Here is a 17,329-nt window from a genome sequence, read left to right as displayed (position 1 = left end):
GGATCAGGTGATCACGGTTGGCGCGTTGCGTCCCGTGCGTTCCCGAATGCTGGCAATGCTTTCGGCGGCCGCGATCAGATCGGCGAGCGCTTCCTGCGTTTCGATGTTGTGGCGAGTCGAATCCGGCTCGTAACGCTCGATATAGACGCGCAAGGTTGCGCCAGACGTGCCGGTGCCGGACAGGCGGAAGACAACGCGGGAACCGCCTTCGAACAGGATGCGGATGCCTTGATGCTCGCTCACCGATTTGTCGATCGGATCGTGATAGGCGAAGTCGTCGGCCTTCTCGACCTTCAGGCTGCCGAAGCTCTTGCCGGGCAGGGTGGAAAGCTGGCTGCGGAGATTGTCCACAAGACCGTTCGCCGCATCGGTGTCGAGGCCTTCGTAATCGTGGCGCGAATAATAGTTGCGGCCATAGGTCTGCCAGTGCTGGGTGACGATATCGACGACGCTCTCGCCGCGCACGGCAAGAATGTTCAGCCACAGCAGCACCGCCCAGAGGCCGTCCTTTTCGCGGACGTGACTGGAGCCGGTGCCGGAGCTTTCTTCGCCGCAGATCGTCGCCATGCCGGCGTCGAGCAGATTGCCGAAGAACTTCCAGCCGGTCGGCGTCTCGTACATGCCGATGCCGCGTTTTTCGGCGACGCGGTCGGCCGCACCCGATGTCGGCATCGAACGGGCTATGCCGGCGAGACCGCCGGAATAGCCGGGGGCGAGATTGGCGTTGGCGGCAAGAATCGCCAGGCTGTCGGAGGGGGTGACGAAGATGTCGCGGCCGATAATCAGGTTGCGGTCGCCGTCGCCGTCGGACGCGGCGCCGAAATCGGGCGCGTCATCGCCCATCATCTCATCGAAGAGTTCCTTGCAGTGAACCGGGTTCGGGTCGGGATGATGACCGCCGAAATCCGGCAGCGGCATGAAGTTGCGCACCGAGCCCAAGGGAGCGCCGAGACGATTTTCGAAGATTTCCTTGGCATAGGGACCGGTGACGGCGCTCATTCCATCGAAGGCAATGCGGAAGCCGAGGCTGATCAGATTGCGGATGGCGCCGAAATCGAACAGTTCCTCCATCAGTGCGGCATAGTCCTCGACCGGGTCGATGACCGAGAGGATCATGCCGCCGGGAAGTTCGTCCTTGCCGATGCGATCGAGGTTGACGTCGGCGAAATCGGCGATCTTGTAGCTGTCGATCGTCTTGGAACGCGCATACATCGCGTCGGTGATCTTTTCCGGCGCCGGGCCGCCATTGTTGATGTTGTATTTGATGCCGAAATCTTCGGTCGGGCCGCCGGGATTGTGGCTTGCGGAGAGGATGATGCCGCCGAAAGCCTTGTATTTGCGGATGATGTGGGAGGCGGCCGGCGTCGACAGAATGCCGCCCTTGCCGACCATGACCTTGCCGAAGCCGTTGGCGGCGGCCATCTTGATCGCCTTCTGGATGACTTCGCGATTGTAGTAACGTCCGTCGCCGCCGATGACGAGGCACTTGCCCTGATAACCTTCCAGCGAATCGAAGATCGACTGGATGAAGTTCTCGGCATAGTTCGGCTGCTGAAAGACCGGAACCTTCTTGCGCAGTCCCGACGTGCCGGGTTTCTGGTCCAGATAGGGCGTGGTGGGTACGGACTTGATCATTTTAGGTCACATGCCTTTCGAGACGAGGCTTGAATAGAGGGCAGCGTAGCGTTCGGCGCTCTTCTCCCAGGAGACATCCGATTTCATGCCTTGCTTTTGCAATTGGGTCCAGAGTTTTCGGTCCGCGTAAAAATGCATCGCACGGCGGATTGCCTGTAGCATGCCCGTTTCCGTCACGGGTGAGAATTGTATGCCGGTTGCCACTTTCGCCGCAAGTGCGGCGTGATTGGCGTCGATCACCGTGTCGTTCAGCCCGCCGGTGCGGGCGACGATCGGCACGCAGCCGTAACGCAGGCCGTAGAGCTGGGTCAGGCCGCAGGGTTCGAAGCGCGACGGAATGATGATCGCGTCGCAGCCGGCCTGCATCAGATGCGACATCGGCTCGTTATAGCCGATCGAGACGCCGATGCGGCCGGGATGGCGGCTGGCGGAGGCGAGCAGCGCGCCTTCAAGTGCTGCTTCGCCGGAGCCGAGCACGACGAGCTTGCCGCCCATGGCGACGATTTCGTCAGCGACGTTGGCGACGATATCCATGCCCTTCTGCCAGGTGAGACGGCTGATGACGCAGAAGATCGGGGCATCGTCATTGTCGAGATGGAAGAATTCGGCGATCGAGCGTCGGTTCTCCTCACGGCTCTTCAGCGTCGTCGCACCATAATGGGTGTGGACCACAGGATCGGTCGCCGGGTTCCAGATATCGGTGTCGATGCCGTTGACGATGCCGTGCAGATCGTCGATGCGGCTGGCGATGACGCCCTCGAGCCCCATGCCGAATTCCGGCGTCAGGATCTCGTCGGCATAGGTCGGACTGACCGTGGTGATCGCATGGGCGGTCTTCAGGCCGCCCTTGAGGAAGCCGACAGTGCCGTAATATTCGATGCTTTCAGTGGAAAAGGCGTGGGCGGGCAGCCGCAGGCCGGGAAAGATCTCGGAACCGAACTGGCCCTGGAAGGCGATGTTGTGGATGGTCAGCACGCTCGGCAGTTCCGGCGTCGGATAATAGCGCATATAGACCGAGGTCAGCGCCGCCTGCCAGTCGTGGGTGTGGACGAGATCCGGCCGCCAGCCGGGCAGCAGACCGGCAGCGATCTCGGAGGCGGCGAGCGATAGCGCGGCGAAACGCCGCCAGTTGTCGGGATAGTCCTTGCCGAGCGGATCGAGATAGGGACCGCCCGGCCTGTCGTAATAGGCCGGCGCATCGAGGATGAGCAGATCGAGGCCCTCGTGCTCAACTTCCAGCACGGTCGCCCGCTCACCGAGCAGGTCGGGGAATTCGAGCCTGACGACGGGGTCGCGAATGACCTTCATGACGCCGGGATAGCCGGGCAGAAGGGTCTTGGTCTCGACCCCGAAGGCTTTCAGGGTAATCGGCAGGGCGCCTGAGACATCGGCCAGGCCCCCTGTCTTGATCAGAGGGAAGACTTCGGACGAAACCGAAAGAACTTTCATAAGTCAGATATCCAGCTTGTCGATCATCGGTTGGGTGATCAGGCAGATGCCGCTTTCCGTCCGCCGGAAACGCTTGGCGTCGAGCTCGGCATCCTCGCCGACAACAAGGCCTTCCGGAATGACGACGCCATGGTCAATCACGACATTCTTGAGCTGCGCGCGCCGCCCGATCTTCACGTTCGGCAGGATGACCGCTCCTTCCAATTTGGAGAAGGAGTTGGCCCTGACACCGGTAAAGAGCAGGCTGTTGTTGAGGCTGGCGCCCGAGATGATGCAGTCGCCCGACACGACGGAGGAGGTGGCCGAGCCGCGGCGATCCTCGTCGTCATGGACGAATTTCGCCGGCGGGGTGATCTCGGCATAGGTCCAGATCGGCCAGGACTTGTCGTAGATGTCGAGCTCCGGAACGATCGCCGTCAGGTCGATATTGGCCTGCCAATAGGCGTCGATCGTGCCGACGTCGCGCCAGTAGGGCTCGTGCTCGAAATCGGAACGGACGCAGGACTTGGCGAAGCGGTGGGCGACCGCCTTACCGTGTTCGACGATATAGGGGATGATGTCCTTGCCGAAATCGCGGCTCGATGTCGGGTCGGCGGCGTCGCGGCGCAGCGCATCGAGCAGGAACTTGGTGTGGAAGACGTAGATGCCCATCGAGGCGAGGGCGAAATCCGGCTTGTCGGGAATGGGCGGCGGATCGGCCGGCTTCTCGACGAAGGCGATGATCTCGTCCTTGTCGTTGACATGCATGACGCCGAATCCGGTCGCTTCCATGCGCGGCACTTCCAGGCAGCCGATGGTGACGTCGGCGCCGGAATCGACGTGCTGCTGCAGCATCCATTCATAGTCCATCTTGTAGACGTGGTCGCCGGCGAGAATGACCATGTATTCGACACCGTAATCCTCGATGATGTCGATGTTCTGATAGACGGCGTCGGCGGTGCCTTCATACCATTGCGTCTCGGAGACGCGCTGGCTGGCGGGCAGGATGTCGAAGCTCTCGTTGCGCTCGGGGCGGAAGAAGTTCCAGCCGCGCTGCATGTGGCGGATCAGCGAATGCGCCTTGTATTGCGTGGCGACGCCGATGCGGCGGATGCCGGAATTCAGGGCGTTCGATAGGGCGAAATCGATGATGCGGGCCTTGCCGCCGAAATAGACGGCGGGCTTGGCACGCCGGTCGGTGAGTTCCTTGAGACGGCTTCCCCTGCCGCCCGCCAGAACATAAGCCATTGCATCGCGGGCAAGTGGCTGAACGCGTTTTTCTACCATTTTCTCCTCCCACCAGTCACTAATTTTCAGGTTCAAGCATGATTGTCGCCAAGGGCGGCAAGGTGATCGAGCAGGTGATGTTGCCGCCGGCATCGACGGCCTGCACGCGCCCGCCATTGCCCTTGCCGCTGCCGCCATAGATGTCGGCATCGGTGTTCAGGATTTCCCGCCAGCGGCCTGCGGACGGCAGGCGGATCGAGTAGTTCTCGCGGTAGACAGGGGTGAAATTGGTGATGACGGCGACCGGCTTCTGGCCCGGCGCCTTGCGCAGCCAGGCAAAGACGGAATTCTGGTGGTCGTCGGCGACCAGCCATTCGAAGCCTTCGCCCTCGCAGTCACGTTCATGCAGCGCCGGCTTGCTGCGATAGGTGAAATTGAGGTCGCGGACCAGGCGCCGCATGCCCTCGTGCATGCGATACTGAAGCAGGTTCCAGTCGAGCGCCTTCTCCTCGCTCCACTCGCTCCACTGGGCGAATTCCTGGCCCATGAACAAGAGCTTCTTGCCGGGATAGCCCCACATATAGGCGTAATAGGCGCGCAGATTGGCGAATTTCTGCCAGTCGTCGCCCGGCATCTTGGCAATCAGCGAGCCTTTTCCGTGGACGACCTCGTCATGCGAGAGCGGCAGCACGAAATTTTCCGAATAGGCGTAGAGCAGGCCGAAGGTGAGCTCGTTGTGATGGTGTCCGCGGTATATGGGATCGCGCTTCATATAGCTCAGCGTGTCATGCATGAACCCCATGTTCCACTTGAAGCCGAAGCCGAGGCCGCCTTCATGCACGGGCTGCGAGACCTTCGGCCAGGAGGTCGATTCCTCGGCGATGGTCATGACGTTGGAATGATTGCCGTAGATGCGGATATTGAGATCCTGGAGAAAGCGGACCGCCTCGAGGTTCTCGTTGCCGCCATATTCGTTCGGGATCCATTCGCCGTGCTTGCGGGAATAGTCGAGATAGAGCATCGAGGCGACGGCATCGACGCGCAGACCGTCGAGATGGAATTTCTCGGCCCAGTAGAGCGCGTTGTTGACGAGATAGGAAACGACCTCGGTACGGCCGAAATTGTAGATCGCCGTGCTCCAGTCGGGGTGGAATCCCTTGCGCGGGTCTTCGTGCTCGTAGAGCGCCGTGCCGTCGAACCAGCCGAGGCCGTGCTCGTCGGTCGGGAAATGCGCCGGCACCCAGTCGAGGATGACGCCGATGCCGACCTTGTGGCAGCCGTTGACGAAACGGGCAAAGCCTTCCGGCTCGCCGAAACGAGCGGTCGGTGCGTAAAGGCCTGTCGTCTGGTAACCCCAGGAGGGGTCATAGGGATGCTCGGTGATCGGCAGGAATTCGATATGGGTGAAGCCCATGTCGGCGCAATAGGGGATGAGGCTGGAGGCAAGCTCGTCCCAGGAAAGCATCGTGCCGTCCTGCCGGCGCTGCCATGAGGCGGCATGCACCTCGTAGATCGAGATAGGCTGGCGGCGCTTATCGGTCTCGCGCCAGTGCTTCAGATGGGCTTCGTCCTCCCAGTCCTGTATCAGATCGGCAGCGGTGATGGAGGCCGTCTTCGGCCGCAGCTCGCTGCGGCGGGCGAATGGATCGGCCTTCAGCGGCAGCAATACGCCATCCTTGCCGCGGATCTCGAACTTGTAGGCGACGCCGACCGGCACATCAGGGGCAAAGATTTCCCAGATGCCGCTGTCGGCGCGGAAGCGCATGACGTGGCGGCGGCCGTCCCAATTGTTGAAATCACCGACGACGGAGACGCGCTGCGCATTCGGGGCCCAGACGGCGAAATGGATGCCCTGGGCGCCGTCATGCTTGATGAGGTGGGCGCCCATCTTGTCGAACAGGCGCAGGTCCGAGCCCTCACGGGCAAAATAATCGTCCATCGGCCCGAGTACCGGACCGAAGCTGTAGGGGTCGGTAACAGCCCATTCGGCATCGCCACGCCGGGCGCGGTAACGCACCGGCTGGAGCTTTACGAGGGAAACCGGGCCGGCGAAGACGCCGTCGGCATGGAGCTGTTTCAGCTCACCGATGACGCCGCCGTCGAGCGTCATGGCGGTCACTTCCTCTGCGCCCGGAATGAAACAGCGGGCGACGAAGGCGTCGCCGGCCTGGTGCACACCGAGGACGGCAAAGGGATTGGAATGCGAGCCGGCAAGGATCGCCGCGATTTCATCTGCCGAAATTTCCCAGGAAAGCTTTACTTCAGGGACGGTTTTCGGCGTTTTCATCCGGCTCTCCAGATTTCGTCTGCATATTGCCTGATCGTACGGTCGGAAGAGAACCAGCCCATCCGCGCCGTATTGTTGATCGTCTTGGTGTACCAGGCGGACTGGTTGGTCCAGATCTGGTCGACTTCGCGCTGAGCCTGGGCGTAGGCGTCGAAATCGGCGGCGACCATGAACCAGTCATGCGAATAGATGCCGTCGATCAGCGCCGTGTAGCGATTGCGGTCATCGGGCGAGAAGACGCCGGAGCCGATGGCGGCGAGCGCCTGCGCGAGTTCGCGCGACCCCTCGATGATGGCGCGGGGGTTGTGGCCGTCGCTGCGGACCTTCGACACCTCGTCGGCCTTGAGGCCGAAGATGACGATGTTGTCCTCGCCGACATTGTCGCGCATCTCGACATTGGCGCCGTCGAGCGTGCCGATCGTCAGCGCGCCGTTGAGGCCGAACTTCATGTTGCCGGTGCCGGATGCTTCCATGCCGGCGGTCGAGATCTGCTCGGAGAGGTCGGCGGCCGGAACCATAACTTCGGCGAGCGAGACGTTATAGTTCGGCACGAAGACGACCTTCAGCAGGCCGCGGACCGACGGGTCGTTGTTGATCGTGCGGGCGACGTCGTTGATCAGCTTGATGATCAGCTTGGCATTGTAATAACTCGGCGCCGCTTTGCCGGCGAAGAGCTTGACGCGCGGCACCCAGTCGAGCTCGGGATGCGAGCGGATTTGGTCATAGAGCGCGACGGCCTCGATAATGTTCAGCAACTGGCGCTTGTATTCGTGGATGCGCTTGATCTGGATGTCGAACATCGCCGAGGGATCAAGCTTGACGCCCATGCGGCTGGCGACGAGATTGGAGAGCGCCACCTTGTTGGCGCGCTTCACCGCAGCGAATTTCTGCTGGAAGGTCGGGTCGGAGGCGAACTTGTCGAGCGGCGTCAGCTTCTCGGCATCGTCAAGGAATTCGTCGCCGATCGCCTCGCGGATCAGGCCGGTGAGACCGGGATTGCATTGCTGCAGCCAGCGGCGTGGCGTGATGCCGTTGGTCTTGTTGTTGATGCGATCGGGATAGAGCTTGTGCAGGTCGGCAAAAACCGTGACCTTCATCAGGTCGGTGTGCAGCGCCGAGACGCCGTTGATCGAGTGCGAGCCGACGAAGGCGAGGTTGCCCATGCGCACGCGGCGATCGCCGCTTTCGTCGATCAGCGAGATCGAGCGGATTTCCCCATCGGAGAAATTCTTGCCCTTGCGGGCATCGATCAGGATCTTGGCGTTGATCGCGTAGACGATCTGCATGTGGCGCGGCAGCAGGCGCTCGAACAGCGGCACCGGCCAGCTTTCCAGCGCTTCGGGCAGAAGCGTGTGGTTGGTGTAGGAGAAGGTGCGGCGGGTGATGTCCCAGGCCTGGTCGAAATCCATGCCGTGTACGTCACAGAGCAGGCGCACGAGTTCGGCGACCGCGACCGCGGGATGGGTGTCGTTCAGCTGGATCGCCACCTTATCAGGCAACGAGGTGAAATCGTCATATTGCTGCAGATGGCGGCGAAGGATATCCTGCAGCGAGGCCGACGAGAAGAAGAACTCCTGGCGTAGACGCAACTCCTGGCCCGCAGGCGTGGCGTCGGCGGGGTAGAGAACCCGGGTCAGGCTTTCGGCCTTGTTGCTTTCGCGCAGCGCGCCGATGTGGTCGCCGGCGTTGAAGGCATCGAGCAGGATCGGATCGATCGGCTGCGCCGACCAGAGGCGTAGCGTGTTGACGCGCTTGCCGCGCCAGCCGACGGCCGGTGTGTCGAAGGCGGCGGCAATGACGCGCTCGGCCGGCTTCCAGACGTAGCGCGGCTGATCGTCATGGGTGGTGACGAATTCGACGGCGCCACCGAAGCCGATTTCATAGGAACTCTCGCGGCGCTCGAACTCCCAGGGATTGCCGTGGGCGAGCCAGTTCTCCGGCAGCTCCACCTGCCAGCCGTCGGCCATCTGCTGGCGGAACAGGCCGTGGACATAGCGGATGCCGTAGCCATAGGCCGGAACGTCGACGGTTGCCATGCTTTCCATGAAACAGGCGGCCAGGCGGCCGAGGCCGCCATTGCCGAGCGCGGCATCCGGCTCAAGACCGGCGATGACGTTGACGTCGACGCCGAGCGAGGCAAGCGCATCGCGCACCTCTTCCATCAGGCCGAGGTTCGAGACGGCGTCGCGCATCAGGCGGCCGATCAGGAATTCGAGGGAAAGATAATAGACGCGCTTGGCGCCGGTTGCATAAACCTCGCGGGTGGAGGCCATCCACCGATCGATGATGCGGTCGCGGACCACCAGGATCGTCGCCGTCAGCCAGTCATGCGGCTTTGCCACCTTGGCATCCTTGCCGATGCGGTAGGTCAGGCGTTCGATGATTTCCTCGGCGAGAATTTCCGGCCTTGAGCTGCGCGGGGCGGGAGAAGGGATAACTGGCTTGGAAACGGTATTCATGGTCAGATCTCGCCAATTTTAATTTGGTTTCAGGCTGTTAAGCCTGATCTAATCGATTTGTCGCGTGTGTCAGCGACAGTTTATGCATCGTTAGTAAGCACTTGCAACAAGGGATTTGGACAAACGAAAAATTTGCGAAACCTTCATAATCAGCGGGTTCGAGGGGATTGATTACAATCACTTTTCCCGATCTGATGCGTGGGACAGCGATAACGAAAAGCCGCGCCGGTTTGTTCCGGAGCGGCTTTTCCTTTACCCTTTTTCGTAGCTGTATGCTCAGTTCGTCAGACGTGTCAGCTGAGCGGAGGCTTTCGCACCGATCGCCTGAAAGGCCGCAAGGAGGTCTTCCATTTTTTCAGCCTGGAAATAATGGGAGTCATCGGAGGCGCAATAATGCAACAGCGCCTGTCCGCCTGGGGGTGCCATAAAGGCAATCGTATAGATTTCGATGCCTTTAGATTTCGCGTCGTCGCATGTCTTCTTCGTCGCGGTGTCGTAGGAACGGCCGCCGCTGCTATCATTGTTATTGTCGCCGTCCGTCATAAAGACGATGTACTTCTTGGGCACTTGCCCGGTCTTCTGCCGGTGGGCGGCGTCCTCGGCGTCATTGCCCGCGGCGTTCTTGGCGGTGAGAGACGTGTAAGCCGTGTTCACTGCGCCGCTGGAATTCGTGCCACCTCCCGACTGAAGCGCGTTGACATAGCTCGTGACAGCGGCAGTTCCCCAGGCGAGGCTGCTGGCGGGGTATTCAACAATATCATAGGATACCGCGCCTGTGCGCACATATTCGGCATTGGGATCCGCGCTATCGAGCTGACCAAAGAGTTTGTCGGCGGCGAGCTTCAGCGCTTCTATCTTTGTGTAATAACGCGTACGCGTGCCGGTGCAGGTGTCGTAGATTGTCTTACCGTTTTTGTTGGGGTGAGGGTTGCATTTGTAGGTGTATGATTCCGTCGTGAGGGTCGCGGTATCCTCTCCCATCGACCCCGACTTATCGAGTGCGAGGAACATAGAGATCGAGCCTTGGGTCTGTGAGTGACCACCGACCGTCGTGCCTGACGTCGAGAGATGCTGCGTCCTGAAGCCGACCGCCTGCATCAGCGGGTTGACCGTGAGGTCGTAACTCGGTGAAACCGTCACCTGATAGGATGTCGACTTGCCCGATGTCGTTGTTTGGACATTCACGCCCGTTGAGCTCTTGATATCGGTGCCGCTCTGCAGATAGTTCGCCATCTGCCCCGCGACGAAATTCCGTGCAAACGTTTCGGCCTCAGCAGTTGAGATCGTGCCGTTCGCTAGCGCTGTAGCGGTGGCGAGCGCCGCCGAATCAGCGGCTTCTTGCAACTGCTGCTTCGAGAGCAGCATATCGCCTACCTGGATCGCCATGCCGGCTGCACCGAAAAGAACGGGCAGCAGGATAGCCGTCATCATGCCGAAATTGCCGCCACGGTCGCGCAACATGCGACGCAGGCAGGGATGCAAAGAGGAGGTGCTCATCATGTTCACCCGAAATGGACCCAGTGGGTTACATTAGGTATCGCTACTTCTTTACGCCGTCCTTACGGCGTCCATTCAATTCTAACGAATCGGCGGATTTTTCCAGTTTTGGGATTATTTCAGCGGGATCACATCGACCGCCTGAACGGCGCGCTGGCCGCCATAGCTTTTCAACACGCCGATGACGGGCACGACGTCGGAATAGTCCCGGCCATAGGCGACGACGATGTGGTCCGTGCCGGCGGGGATGTTGTTGGTCGGGTCCAGCTCGATCCAGCCGATCGTTTCACCGCACCAGATCCTGACCCAGGCATGCATGGCATCAGCCCCTTCCAGCCGTTCCTTGCCCGGTGGCGGGATGGTGCGCAGGAAACCGGAGACATAACCGGCCGGAATGCCGAGGCTTCTGAGCGCCAGGATCATGATGTGGGTGAAATCCTGGCAGACGCCGCGTTTCAGCCTGAACGCTTCGAGCGGCGTCGTGTCCACCGTCGTCGCCTCGGGGTCGTAGGTGAAGTCCTTGTTGATGCGGGCGCAGAGCGCATGGGCGATCTGCATCGCCGTCAGACCGGGCACGGCGCAGCTTCGGGCATAGTCGCTGATCTCGCGCGCTTGCACCAGGCGCGGGCTGTCGCCGAGGAAGTGATGCGGCGAATCCGGCGCCAGCGACCAGATGCCTGAAATCTCCTCCGGCAGATCGGCAAGCAGCGGCGAGAAATCGGCGGCGATCGGCTGGCTTTCCACCTGCACGCGGGCCTGCATGCGAATGTCGAGCGTCTCGTGCGGCGCGCGCAGCATGAACGAGGTGGCGGGATGATCGAAGAAATCGACGAAATGCGACTGCTCGTCCGGCGTCGGGGAAATGGTGATCGAGCCGGCCACCAGGCGTTGTCGGTTGGTCAGCGACAGCGGCATCAGGCGCATGATGTGGCGGGCGCCGGAGGCCGGCACATCGTAGCTGTAACCCATGCGGAGAGTGAGATCGTAGAGCATTGATGTCACCCGAGATAGGTCTGGGCGAGCAGATCGGAAAGCTGTTCCAATTCCCGTTCGAGCCGTTGATAGACCTCGACCCCCATGCCCTCCGGCGTCATCACCGCCAGACCGGAATGGAGCCGCATCGCCTCGCGATAAAAGGGCGACATCTGGCCATTGATCAGGGCATTCGGCAGCTGTTCGACCTCGTGATGGATCTCGTTCACCTGGAAGAGCACCGAGCGGGGGTTGAGGGGATCGAGCGCCAGCAAGTCGGTGACGGTCAGCCGGGCCGTGTTGACGTTGTAGCGGCGGCGGTGGGTCATGACGCTGTCGCCGATCTCGAGCAGCATGTCGAGCGCGCCGTCGGGCGCTTCCGGGCCGGACATGTGGCCGAGCAGCCGGGTCATATGCAGGCCGCGCTCGATGTAGCGGCCGAGCGAGAGAAAGCGCCAGCCCATGAAACGGTACATGTTTTCGTGCACGAGGCCGGCGAAGCCCGCGAGCTTGCGCAGAAGGATCGTCATTGCGTGGCTGGCGTCATCGCCGGCAGAGACGCTGACGTGGAAGCGGCGGGCGGTCTTGGCGAGATCGTTGAGCGCCAGCCAGCCGTCCGGCGAGAAACGGTCGCGAATATTGCTCGCCGAATAAACGGCGCTGTCGATGTTGCGCAGGAGCCTTTCCGGCACGGGTTCGGCGGTATCGATATCGACGGCCGCGAGATATTCGGAGACGTCGGCGAGCAGCGGCTGGCTCGGATCGGCGGCTTCGGCGAAACGTGCATGCCAGGCGCGCAGGATGCGCAGGGCCCCCTCGGCGCGCTCGATATAGCGGCCGAGCCAGAACAGGTTGTCGGCCGCCCGGCTCGGCAGGCTGCCCGGCATGTTGCGGGTGAAGCTGCCCTCAGCCGGCAGCAGCGTGTGGCGCTCGACCGGCTTGTCGCTGACGATCCAGACGTCGGCGGCGGCTCCGCCCGACTGCATGGCGATCGCCGCGACATCGGCGCCCGAGCCGATGCGGGCAAAACCGCCGGGCATGATCTGCCAGCCGTTTGCCGTGCGGGCGGCGAAGACGCGCAGCGACATCGGCCGCGGCACGAGCTTGCCGTCCACCCAGGCCGGCGTCGTCGAGAGCGTCACGACCTCCTGTCCCACAAGTTTCGGGCCGTCCGAACGCAGCCAATCGGTAATGGAATCCTTGGCGGTCGCGCGCAGCGACGCGCCGAGCACGGATTCGCCGTTGTCGTCAAAGAAGGGGGCTCGGGAATAGGCCGGGCCGATCACCATCTTCTCGATATTCTTTGCGACGTGCTCGCGCTCTTCCTTCTGGCCGCACCACCAGGTGGCGATCGAAGGCAGTTGCAGATCCTGCCCCAACAAACGGCGACAGATCGTCGGCATGAAGGCCAGAAGCGCCCGGGTCTCGAGAACCCCGGTGCCGAGCGCATTGACGATGGTGACGCTTTCGGCGCGCAGCGCTTCGACGAGGCCGGGCGTGCCGATATGCGAATTCTGGTTCAGTTCCAGCGGGTCGGCAAAGGCCGAATCGAGGCGGCGCCAGAGCACGCCGATCGGCTTCAGGCCGGCGACGGTGCGCACCATGACGCGGCCCTTGACGACGGTGAGGTCCTCGCCCTCGAGCAGCATGAAGCCGAGATAACGGGCGATGTAGGCGTGCTCGTAATAGGTCTCGTTGGCCGGCCCCGGCGTCAACACGGCGATGCGGTCGTCGCCCGAATGTTTCATGCCCTGCAGCGCGTCGCGGAAGGCGCCGAAGAAGGAGGCGAGGCGATGGACGGGGGTTTCGGCGTAGATATCCGAGAAGGCGCGGGTCGTGGCGACGCGGTTTTCCAGCGCGAAACCGGCGCCTGACGGCGCCTGCGTCCTGTCGGCCAGCACCCACCAATTGCCATCGGGCCCGCGGCCGATCTCGAAGGCGCAGAAATGCAGATAGTGGCCGGAGGCCGGCCGGATGCCGGTCAGCGGGCGCTGGAATTCGGGATTGGCGGCGATCAGCGCCGGCGGCAGCACCCCTTCTTCCACCAGCCGGTTGGCGCAGTAGATATCGGCGACGATCGCCTCCAGCAGGTCGGCGCGCTGGACGAGGCCCGCCGAAAGCGTCTGCCATTCACGCTCGTCGATCAGCACCGGGATATGCGAGATCGGCCAGGCGCGTTCACCGGTGCCCTTGCTGCCGTAGGCGCGGTAGAAGACGCCGGCATCCCTGAGATAACGGTCGGCGCGGGCGAAACGTTCGGCGAGATCCTTTTCCGGCATTACGCCGAGATGCGAGAGGAAACGCTGCCAGACCGGGCGGACGACGCCTTTATTGTCGACCATCTCGTCGGCGATGCCAGGAATCGGCGCATAGTCGAAGGCCGCATCCTTGCCGATGCGGTCCTCTGCCTCTCCCCTGCGCTCAACTGCCGGCCTCTTACCCATCAAAACCCAAGCCTTAAACCCCCGGCCTTAACCTCAGCCTCACCCGAGGCCTTAAATTCCGGCGGGCCGCCGCAGATCCAGCGTCAGCGGGAATTCAAGCGAACCCGTTTCGACGCGCGGGATATACCCGCCTGCCGTATGTCCCCACGGCTCGAAGCGGGCGAGCCGCCTTGCTTCCGCCTCGTTGCCGTTGACCGGGAAGGTGTCATAGGTCCGGCCGCCCGGATGGGCAACATGATAGATGCAGCCGCCGATCGAACGCTTCGACCATGTATCATAAATGTCAAAAGTCAAAGGTGTGTTGATCGGCAGGACGGGATGCAGGCCGGAGGCCGGCTGCCATGCCTTGTAACGGACGCCGGCGACCGACACGCCCGACGTGCCGGTCGGCGTCAGCGGCAGCATGCGGCCATTGCAGGTGACGGTGTAGCGCGCCGTATTGCTGGTTTCGAGCCGGACCTGAAGGCGCTCGACGGAGCTGTCGACGTAGCGCACCGTGCCGCCCGGCGCGCCTTCCTCGCCCATGACATGCCAAGGCTCCAGCGCCTGGCGCAATTCGAGCTTCGAGCCCTCGTATTCGACCTCGCCGCAGAAGGGGAAGCGGAATTCGAGCTGGGCCTTGAACCATTCCGGGCTGAGATCGAAGCCGCTTTCGCGGAGGTCGGCAAGTACGTCGAGGAAATCGGCCCAGACGAAATGCGGCAGCATGAAACGGTCGTGCAGGGTCGTGCCCCAGCGGACGAATTTGCCGTCGACCGGGTTGATCCAGAAGCGGGCAATCAGCGCACGCACCAGCAATTGCTGGGCAAGCGACATCCGCGCGTTCGGCGGCATTTCGAAGCCGCGAAACTCGATCAGACCGAGCCGTCCGGTCGGGCCGTCGGGCGAGAACAGCTTGTCGATGCAGATCTCGGCGCGGTGGGTATTGCCGGTGACATCGGTCAACAGATTGCGGAACAGGCGGTCGACGAGCCAGGGCAGCGGTTGCTGGCCGCGGCCGGGGGCAGCGATCTGCGCCATGGCGATCTCCAGCTCGTACAAGCTGTCGTGACGAGCCTCGTCGATGCGCGGCGCCTGGCTGGTCGGGCCGATGAACATGCCGGAGAAGAGGTAGGAGAGCGAGGGGTGGCGCTGCCAGTGGAGGACGGTGCTCTTCAGGAGATCGGGACGGCGCAGGAAGGGGCTGTTGTTCGGATTGGCGCTGCCGACGACGACATGGTTGCCGCCGCCGGTGCCGGTGTGGCGGCCGTCGATCATGAATTTGTCGGCACCGAGCCGGGTGGCGCGCGCCTCCTCGTAGATCGCCGTGGTGATGTCGACGCATTCCTTCCAGTTCGAGGCCGGATGGATGTTGACCTCGATGACGCCGGGATCCGGGGCGACGCGGATGACGTTGATGCGTTCGTCCTGCGGCGGCGGGTAACCTTCGATGTGGACGGCAAGCTTAAGCTCGGCGGCGGCGTTTTCGGCGGCGGCGATCAGCTCGAGATAATCCTCGATGCGCTCGACCGGCGGCATGAAGACGCAGAGCCTGCCGTCGCGCGGCTCGACCGACATGGCGGTGCGCACGGCGCCGCCGATGTCGCCGAGCGTCTGTTCAATTCGGCCGCGATGGTTCTCGTCGGCGTGGAAGGAGGCTTCCGGCATGGCGCGGCCGGCCGGTACGAAGACATCGGGCAGCGGTTGACGCGGGATGGTCGGATCGGCGGGGTGGATATAGGGGTAACGTGCCGGGGGGACATAGGGCAGCGTGCCGAGCGGCAGGCGGTAACCGATCGGGCTGTCACCCGGAACGAGGAAGATCTTGCCGCGGCGGGTGCGCCATTTCTCGCTGACCCAGACCCGGGCTTCAGCCGCCTTGGCGTTCCATGCCTGGACCGGAAGGATGTAACCCGTGGGGACGGTGAGACCGCGATCGAAAACGCGGGCGATGCGGTTGCGTTCCTCGGGATCCTTCAGTTTCGAATTCGACGGATCGACGTTTTCGGGAAGATTGCCCTCTTTGATGATCCAGTCGGCAGTATCCTCATAGGCCGGCTGCACCATCTCAGGCTTGATTGCCAGCTCTTTTGCGATCGCCGTCAGGAGCTTCTCGGCATCCTCGGCCGCAACGCCGGTATCCTTGCCTTCGGCGGCCACCAGATCAAGGTTCTGCCAGATGGGTTTGCCGTCGCGGCGCCAGTAGAGCGAGAAGGTCCAGCGCGGCAGGCTTTCACCCGGATACCATTTGCCCTGGCCGTAATGCAGGAAGCCGCCGGGGGCGAAGCGTTCCTGCAGCCGGCGGATCAGGCTGTCTGCCTTTTCGCGCTTGGTCGGGCCGACGGCGGCGGTGTTCCATTCCTCGGACTGGAAATCGTCGATCGAAACGAAGGTCGGCTCGCCGCCCATCGTCAGATGCACGTCCTCGGCTTCGAGGACGCGATCGACCTTCTCGCCGAGTTCGTTGAGTTCGTCCCAACTTTCATCGGAGAAGGGCTTGGTGATGCGCGGATGTTCGGCGACGCGCGAGACCTTCATGTCGAAGGCGAATTCGGTTTCGGCCTCGCCGAAATAGCCGCCGGAGATCGGCGCGGCGTTGCGGTAATGCGGCGTGGCGGCCAGCGGGATATGGCTTTCGCCGGTCAAGAGGCCCGAGGTCGGATCGAGGCCGACCCAGCCGGCGCCGGGCAGATAGACCTCCGCCCAGGCATGCAGGTCGGTGAAATCGACTTCGGTGCCGGAGGGGCCGTCGAGCGCCTTCAGATCAGGCGTCAGCTGGATGAGATAGCCGGAGACGAAGCGGGCGGCCAGGCCGAGATGACGAAGGATCTGGACGAGCAGCCAGCTGGTGTCGCGGCAGGAGCCCTTGGCGCTTTCCAGGGTTTCCTCCGGTGTCTGCACGCCGGTTTCCAGGCGGATGACGTAGCCGATCTGCCGCTGCAGGCGGGCATTGAGGCCGACGACCATATCGACCGTCGGCTGGCCGGGCGACCAGTCGAGCGTCGGAAGCAGCGCCTTCAAGCGCGGACCGGCCGGCTCCGGCGTCATGTAGATCGACAGATCCTCCTGGATCGTTTCAGGGTATCCGAACGGCCACTTGGTCGCCTCTTCCTCGACGAAGAAGTCGAAGGGATTGTAGACCGTCATGTCGGCGACGAGATCGACTTCGATCTTGAACTCCGTCACCGGATCCGGAAAGACGTAGCGGGCGAGGTAATTGCCGTAAGGGTCTTGCTGCAGGTTGACGAAATGGTTGGAGGGCGTGACCTTCAGTGAGTGGCTGAGCACCCGTGTCTTCGAATGCGAGGCCGGTTTCAGCCGGATGATCTGGGGACCGAGGCGGACTGGCTTGTCATAAGTGTAGTGGGTCAGATGATAGATGCTGGCTTTGATCGACATAT

General features: G+C 62.4%; 9 protein-coding genes. All 9 read right to left on the bottom strand.

Annotation, left to right across the window (positions count from 1 at the left end; genetic code table 11):
- Positions 1-3 precede the first annotated feature (3 nt).
- On the bottom strand, positions 4-1,635 hold the full coding sequence (locus PO860_RS17350) for an alpha-D-glucose phosphate-specific phosphoglucomutase (RefSeq protein WP_183609492.1): 1,632 nt from the start codon (positions 1,633-1,635) through the stop codon (positions 4-6).
- 6 nt (positions 1,636-1,641) lie between these two features.
- A complete protein-coding gene (glgA, locus tag PO860_RS17345; protein WP_183609493.1) occupies positions 1,642-3,084 on the bottom strand; it encodes a glycogen synthase GlgA in 1,443 nt (480 codons plus the stop codon).
- 3 nt (positions 3,085-3,087) lie between these two features.
- Complete coding sequence (gene glgC, locus PO860_RS17340) at positions 3,088-4,350, bottom strand: glucose-1-phosphate adenylyltransferase (protein WP_183609494.1); 1,263 nt, start codon at positions 4,348-4,350, stop codon at positions 3,088-3,090.
- Between the two features lie 19 nt (positions 4,351-4,369).
- Positions 4,370-6,577 carry a 1,4-alpha-glucan branching protein GlgB gene (gene glgB, locus PO860_RS17335; RefSeq protein ID WP_183609495.1) on the bottom strand — a complete coding sequence of 736 codons (2,208 nt, stop codon included), beginning with the start codon at positions 6,575-6,577 and terminating at the stop codon, positions 4,370-4,372.
- On the bottom strand, positions 6,574-9,036 hold the full coding sequence (locus PO860_RS17330) for a glycogen/starch/alpha-glucan phosphorylase (protein WP_183609496.1): 2,463 nt from the start codon (positions 9,034-9,036) through the stop codon (positions 6,574-6,576). The genes glgB and PO860_RS17330 overlap by 4 nt, the downstream gene beginning before the upstream one ends.
- Before the next feature lie 276 nt (positions 9,037-9,312).
- The gene (locus PO860_RS17325) at positions 9,313-10,533 is read right to left on the bottom strand and encodes a TadE/TadG family type IV pilus assembly protein (protein WP_273884925.1); all 1,221 of its coding nucleotides are present in this window, start codon (positions 10,531-10,533) and stop codon (positions 9,313-9,315) included.
- A gap of 114 nt (positions 10,534-10,647) precedes the next feature.
- Positions 10,648-11,526 (bottom strand): transglutaminase family protein, encoded by an 879-nt coding sequence (locus PO860_RS17320; RefSeq protein WP_272783866.1) that lies wholly within the window; start codon positions 11,524-11,526, stop codon positions 10,648-10,650.
- A 5-nt stretch (positions 11,527-11,531) separates the two neighbouring features.
- Positions 11,532-13,949, bottom strand: a complete 2,418-nt coding sequence (locus PO860_RS17315) for a circularly permuted type 2 ATP-grasp protein (protein ID WP_273884926.1) — start codon at positions 13,947-13,949, stop codon at positions 11,532-11,534.
- 51 nt (positions 13,950-14,000) lie between these two features.
- Entirely contained in the window at positions 14,001-17,327 is a 3,327-nt protein-coding gene (locus PO860_RS17310) for a transglutaminase family protein (protein WP_272783867.1), read from the bottom strand.
- Positions 17,328-17,329 lie beyond the last annotated feature (2 nt).

The sequence above is a fragment of the Rhizobium binxianense genome (assembly GCF_028994275.1).
Taxonomy (GTDB): Bacteria; Pseudomonadota; Alphaproteobacteria; order Rhizobiales; family Rhizobiaceae; genus Rhizobium; species Rhizobium binxianense.
The sequence above is the reverse complement of the archived record's forward strand: the minus strand, read 5'-3'. Positions and strand labels throughout refer to the sequence as shown.

Coding starts and splice junctions, on each gene's coding strand:
- PO860_RS17350 (WP_183609492.1), bottom strand. CDS start 1,635: ATGATCAAGTCCGTACCCACCACGCCCTATCTGGACCAGAAACCCGGC.
- glgA (WP_183609493.1), bottom strand. CDS start 3,084: ATGAAAGTTCTTTCGGTTTCGTCCGAAGTCTTCCCTCTGATCAAGACA.
- glgC (WP_183609494.1), bottom strand. CDS start 4,350: ATGGTAGAAAAACGCGTTCAGCCACTTGCCCGCGATGCAATGGCTTAT.
- glgB (WP_183609495.1), bottom strand. CDS start 6,577: ATGAAAACGCCGAAAACCGTCCCTGAAGTAAAGCTTTCCTGGGAAATT.
- PO860_RS17330 (WP_183609496.1), bottom strand. CDS start 9,036: ATGAATACCGTTTCCAAGCCAGTTATCCCTTCTCCCGCCCCGCGCAGC.
- PO860_RS17325 (WP_273884925.1), bottom strand. CDS start 10,533: ATGAGCACCTCCTCTTTGCATCCCTGCCTGCGTCGCATGTTGCGCGAC.
- PO860_RS17320 (WP_272783866.1), bottom strand. CDS start 11,526: ATGCTCTACGATCTCACTCTCCGCATGGGTTACAGCTACGATGTGCCG.
- PO860_RS17315 (WP_273884926.1), bottom strand. CDS start 13,949: ATGGGTAAGAGGCCGGCAGTTGAGCGCAGGGGAGAGGCAGAGGACCGC.
- PO860_RS17310 (WP_272783867.1), bottom strand. CDS start 17,327: ATGTCGATCAAAGCCAGCATCTATCATCTGACCCACTACACTTATGAC.